Here is a 5,452-nt window from a genome sequence, read left to right on the forward strand (position 1 = left end):
GCTATTCTTTGGTGATTTGTGGTGTGTGGTCTGGGGTTATGGTGGCATGCGGACACACTTTTCTTTACTTAACCCTCTAGCACGGCACGTCCACCGCAGCGATGCGGTGGGGTTGGATCGTGAGGCTCTCCCCGGTGGATTCGAGCACCGCGGAGATGGTGGAGGGGGTCATCATCACGATGGAGATCCAGTCATGGCTGGTGGCACCCGCATAGTCCACGTAGTGCAGGCGCACCTGTGTGCCCGCGGTATAGGCGCGGCGCAGCTCGGACATGATCTCCCGCGGCGAGCGGAAGGTCCGGGTGTCCGAGGCCTTCGTGCCGTCCGCCGGGTCCACGGCGATGGCCTGGTCGTGGGCGCGGCGAAAACCCTCCACGGCGCCGTCGATCTCCGAGGCGATCTCGGTGGAGTCCCCAGTGATGTCCATGATGTTGCGCTGGGGAGTATCCACGCGAGACGGGACACGAGCCGAGTGGGGTTCGGTGGCGGAGCCCTGCTGGAATGCCCTGGTGGCGTCGTCAATCAAATACCGCAGGGACTGGGGAACGGACGAGAGACCGCCGGGGGACATGCGATCCAGGAAGGCCTCGATGTCCTTCCATGGGGCGTCATAGCGCTTCGGCCCGATCAGGCTGAATACGTCGCCTTCGCGGCCGTCCTCGCGCACCAGGGTGGCGGTGAGCCCCAGACGGCGGCGAGACTGCAGGTCGGAGGTCATGCGGAACACCGGGGCAGGCAGCAGGTGAACCTCGTCGTAAATGATTAAGCCCCAGTCGCGGGAGTCGAACAGCTCCAGCGCCCGGTATTCGCCCTTCGACTTGCGCGTGACCACTTGGTAGGTGGCGATGGTCACGGGGCGGATCTCCTTCTTCTCTCCGGAGTATTCGCCGATTTCATCCTCCGTCAGGGAGGTGCGGCGCACTAGCTCGTCCTTCCACTGCCTGCCCGCGACGGTGTTCGTCACCAGGATCAGGGTGGTGGCCTTTGCCTTGGCCATCGAGGCCGCGCCGACCATCGTCTTGCCCGCACCACATGGCAGCACTACCACGCCCGAGCCGCCTTCCCAGAAGCTATCGGCCGCCATCTCCTGGTAGTCGCGCAGCTGCCATTCTTCGTGTTCCTGCGACAGCTCGATGGGGTGTGCCTCGCCGTCGACGTATCCCGCCAGGTCCTCTGCGGGCCAGCCGACCTTCAGCAGTTCCTGCTTGAGCCTGCCGCGCTCGGAAGGGTGCACAACGATCGAGTCCTCGTCGATCTCTGCGCCCAACATGGGCTTGATCTTTTTGTGACGCCGGATCTCCGTCAGCACAGCCCTGTCCGTCGTCTCTAGCACGAGCCCGTGCGCTGGGTGCTTGATGAGCTTCAGCCGCCCGTAGCGATCCATCGTGTCGGCAATGTCGATGAGCAGCGGCTGCGGGGCGGGGAACCGCGAGTAGGTTTCCAGCACGTCCATGATCTGCTCCGCGTCGTGCCCTGCCGCGCGGGCGTTCCACAGCGCCAGCGGGGTGATGCGGTAGGTGTGCACGTGCTCCGGCGCGCGCTCCAGCTCCGCGAACGGTGCCAGCGCGGTGCGCGCCTCCTGCGCCTGTTCGTGGTCGATTTCCAGCAGCACGGTCTTATCCGACTGCACAATGAGCGGTCCGTTTCCAATGCCCACGCTGTGTGTCACTTCCTTTTTGTTTATCGACGCCACCGCGACGGTGTTGCTCAAGCCAAAGACATCATTTTACGCTGCAGTGGTGCGAACTCGTGCTCCACTATGCTGAGACCCATGATTGCTCAGACGGGAAATCTGCGCCAATGGCAGTATTTCGTGGCTTTAGCGGAGACCGGTAGTTTTACAGCGGCGGCAGCGCGACTGGGAGTGAGTCAGCCGCCTGTCTCCAATGCCATTAAGCGCTTAGAAGCTGGTGTAGGTACACCGCTATTTATCCGAGGGGCGGGGGAAGTGAAACTAACCGAGGCAGGGTTGACCTTGCTTCCATATGCCCGGGTGATTAATCGCGATCTTCAGACTATGCATTCGATGATTGACGGTATCCGAAGTGGTGCGCAAAGCGGGTTTCGTTTGGCCATCAGTAGTGCGCTTCCAAGCGAGATAGGATCGCGTATTGCAGCAAAGGCACAGCAGCATGATGGAGTAGTTTTGTCGTCACTGCCTTCTGTTGAGATTCTTGCCCGTGTTGAAGAAGGCGCTATTCATGCGGGGCTTGTTCAAGCTCCGGTTCCCTTGGGTACTCACCGCAGTGCGAGGCAGTTTTCTCTGTCACGTGATCTAGTGGTGCCGCCGGGGTATTCAAGGTTGGATAAGACCTTGTCTCAATTGAATCTGCTGGTGGAGAACCTGAATGACAATTCAAGTGCAGCCAGTGGTTTGGCGAGAGAGCTATTTCGGTCGGGTGTGTCTTGCGAAATTAATGATTCAGAGGATGCTCTAGGTAGGGGCTTATTGATTGGAAGAGGGGAGGGGATGTCTTTGGTATTTCGCGGTTTTCACCAGTTTGACAATGCTATTGAGCTTCCTTCCCGTTTCGATTTTTCCGTGGATGTAGTGGTTCGCCGAGGTGGGATGGACAATGGCGCCGAGGCCATGGCGGTCGCCGAAAGAATTTGTCGAAGGATTAACCAATGACTGCACGGATGGAGATGGCCCTGGAAAACGTGTTGACGCGGTCGGGGTGTGAGGGATGGTGGTGTGCATCGCGACTGCACGATGGGGTGACTATCGGACGCAAACAAGACGAGAAAATTACGGTGGCATCCTTATATAAAATCCGGCTCCTCCACCTCACTTTGGAAGCGATTCAACGAGGTGATCTGGATCCTCGTCTTCGTGTTGACGTTGCACCGTCCAAAGGAACTTACGAAGGGTATGGGTTCGCTGCCTTTGATGACGCAGTGAACGTGAGTCTCCGAGACTTAATGAAACAAGTCGCATCGGTGTCAGATAACGTGGCCGCCCACGAGATTTTGCGTCTACTGCCTGCGTGGGCTCGAGAAGCATTTCTTAAACGGTTTCCACCTCATTATGACTTGCAAGATCGGAATAGCTTAGTGACGGCGGAGAAACAATTGCGTCAATATGTTCAATCCCAAGGGGGGAGTAGTACAGATATAGCGTTTTCTGCAGTCTCTTCGTTGGCGGAAATAACTAATGACTTGGAACAGGTTTGGAAAGACGATAGTGCAGCGGTACGTCGATCTATGTGTGAACTCTTGGGGTTGCAGGTGTGGCGTCACCGTGTTCCTTCAGGCTTTCCTCCAAGCGGCGTTGATATCTATGGAAAAACGGGCACTGTAGGACTTCTCCATGGTGAAGCTTCGATTATCCAGGTTGAGGGCGAGGAGCCCATTGTGGTGTCCATCATGCTGAAACAGGTGGTGCCAGAACAAGCAATGAGTACTCACGATGGTGCTATTGGCGAAGTGGCTAGACTGCTCGTGGACGCTCTTCGTTAGAATTTCTGCCACTTGAATACACACTTCTACCATCGCCTATATGTGAATGAAATGAGACAATTGCATTATGTGATATTGGTGGCATCCAATGCGTCTCACTTAACGTCACTCCCATGATGACTAAGCACAATCGTTTCCGTCAGTCGGTGATTGCACTCTGTTCGCTCTCCGCAGTGATGTTGAGCAGCTGTTCAGCTCTACCGTGGGAATCAGACTCAGACGTATTTCTCAAAGCTTTCAACGCGGGAGATGACAGCAAGGCTGCACGGTATCTGGATCATCCAGACCCGGAGCGCGCCCTTCATGAATTTCGGCAGTCACTTCATGGTGTGAAGGTCAACATCGAAAAATCTGATATTTCCAATGGAAAGCAGAATACTCATGTGACTTGGTCCAAAGATGGTGTGGAGTTGGAGAGCAATGGTCGGCTCGTCCTTAGTGGACAGAATGGTAAGCCTCAATGGTTGCCTTCGATCTTCGAAGCTCAGTTGAGCGATGATTCCGCACTCTTTTTTGCTGAAGATAAACAGTACGATCTTCCAATTAAAGATCGCTTGGGCAATGAATATATGACCTGGACGAAAGTTATTCAGGTACGAGGTCGCAAAGATATAGCCTCTAGAGCGCAGGAATTGGCCCAGATTTTTGCACCAGTGTCTCCCACAACGACTAAGGAGTGGATCGAGCAGACCTTGGGAGAGTCTCAGGATGAAGACACCGTGCTCCTCACTTTGAGGCAGGAAGAATTCCGGAAGATACAAGAGCAACTTAGGACCTTTGAGGGAATTTCCACTGTGGAGCAGGGGCGTCTCTTAAGCGTGTCCAAAACTCTTAACTCTCCGATGGATGCTGAATTGAACAAATATTGGGAGTCAGTGCTCGATGCTAATTCAGGATGGTCGATACGCGCTGAGAGTTCACAAGGTATGACGACGGTAGCCTCTGAGCCGCCTCGCCGAGTTCAGCCAATCGCAACCACTCTGGATAACACACTGCAAAGCGCAGCAAAACAAGCAGTGGACAGTGAGCAACGTGCCGCAGTTCTAGTCGTGCTCAATCCTAGAACAGGAGGTGTCCTTGCCGTTGCACAAAATGACAAGGCAAATAACCAAGGGCCAATCGCACTCACCGGGCTATTCCCACCGGGATCGACGTTCAAAACTGTGACCACAGCGGCGGCACTAGAGGCAGGGGCAGTCAGCATGGATGAGGAACTACCTTGTCCTAGCAATATCACCGTCGCTGGACGCAAGATTCCCAACGATCATGACTTCGATCTAGGTAGCGTTCGACTGGAAGAAGCTTTCGCCCAATCATGTAACACAACCCAAGCGGTCATTTCGGATCGTTTGGGAGAAGATGATCTGCAACGGACTGCTTTAGAACTCGGAATTGGCTCCGACTTCGACGTACCAGGGATGACCACACTTACTGGTTCGGTGCCGCGGACACCGGCTGGACCTCCTCGTGTGGAGGCTTCTATTGGACAGGGCGAGGTTCTAGCTAGTCCATTTGGGATTGCGCTCATGCAATCGACTGTCGCTAACGGCGGCTTGCTTGTTCCTCCACAGCTCATTCAAGGCGAACAGACAGTAGTGAATAAACAGGCAGACCAGCATGTCAGCGATACAACTATTCAAAGCCTCCGGACGATGATGAAATCAACAATTGACCACGGTTCAGCTAGGTCGTTGAGTGATCTTAGTGCACTTGGCGGAAAGACTGGTACAGCAGAAATTGATGGCAAGCTTTCCAATGGCTGGTTCGCTGGAACGACAGGGGAATTGGCGATTGCGTCCCTTGTAATCGAAGGAGATTCTTCTCAGCCAGCTGTGGAAATGGCCGGGCGTTTCCTTCGCTCGCCGGATGTTCAGAAATTCTCTGGAATTCAATAAACTTGCGTCATAACCTCTAGCACGGGTTAAGTAAAGAAAAGTGTGTCTTTTCCGGGCGTGTTGCGGTTATTTGATCCAGCCTTTTTGGATGCCGAGGT

Annotated in this window: 4 protein-coding genes; 3 read left to right on the forward strand and 1 reads right to left on the reverse strand. The window is 54.9% G+C overall.

Annotated features, from left to right (window positions below):
- Window positions 1–76: 76 nt before the first annotated feature.
- Window positions 77–1,657: a helicase-associated domain-containing protein gene (locus QP981_RS11010; protein WP_016421371.1), complete on the reverse strand. Its 1,581-nt coding sequence runs from the start codon at window positions 1,655–1,657 to the stop codon at window positions 77–79.
- A gap of 114 nt (window positions 1,658–1,771) precedes the next feature.
- Between QP981_RS11010 and QP981_RS11015 the strand changes: the two genes are divergently transcribed.
- The 3 genes from QP981_RS11015 to pbp2m all read left to right on the forward strand — a co-directional run bounded on the left by QP981_RS11015 (window position 1,772) and on the right by pbp2m (window position 5,354).
- Window positions 1,772–2,632 carry a LysR family transcriptional regulator gene (locus QP981_RS11015; protein ID WP_012360809.1) on the forward strand — a complete coding sequence of 287 codons (861 nt, stop codon included), beginning with the start codon at window positions 1,772–1,774 and terminating at the stop codon, window positions 2,630–2,632.
- Entirely contained in the window at window positions 2,629–3,459 is an 831-nt protein-coding gene (locus tag QP981_RS11020) for a serine hydrolase (protein WP_012360808.1), read from the forward strand. The genes QP981_RS11015 and QP981_RS11020 overlap by 4 nt, the downstream gene beginning before the upstream one ends.
- Before the next feature lie 113 nt (window positions 3,460–3,572).
- Window positions 3,573–5,354 (forward strand): penicillin-binding protein PBP2M, encoded by a 1,782-nt coding sequence (pbp2m, locus tag QP981_RS11025; protein ID WP_284858017.1) that lies wholly within the window; start codon window positions 3,573–3,575, stop codon window positions 5,352–5,354.
- Window positions 5,355–5,452: the final 98 nt, after the last annotated feature.

This window comes from Corynebacterium sp. MSK047 (genome assembly GCF_030232285.1).
GTDB classification, from domain to species: domain Bacteria; phylum Actinomycetota; class Actinomycetes; order Mycobacteriales; family Mycobacteriaceae; genus Corynebacterium; species Corynebacterium jeikeium_D.

Excerpts from the sequence above, each read along its gene's own strand:
- pbp2m (WP_284858017.1), top strand. The coding sequence starts at position 3,573 with ATGATGACTAAGCACAATCGTTTCCGTCAGTCGGTGATTGCACTCTGT.
- QP981_RS11020 (WP_012360808.1), top strand. The coding sequence starts at position 2,629 with ATGACTGCACGGATGGAGATGGCCCTGGAAAACGTGTTGACGCGGTCG.
- QP981_RS11015 (WP_012360809.1), top strand. The coding sequence starts at position 1,772 with ATGATTGCTCAGACGGGAAATCTGCGCCAATGGCAGTATTTCGTGGCT.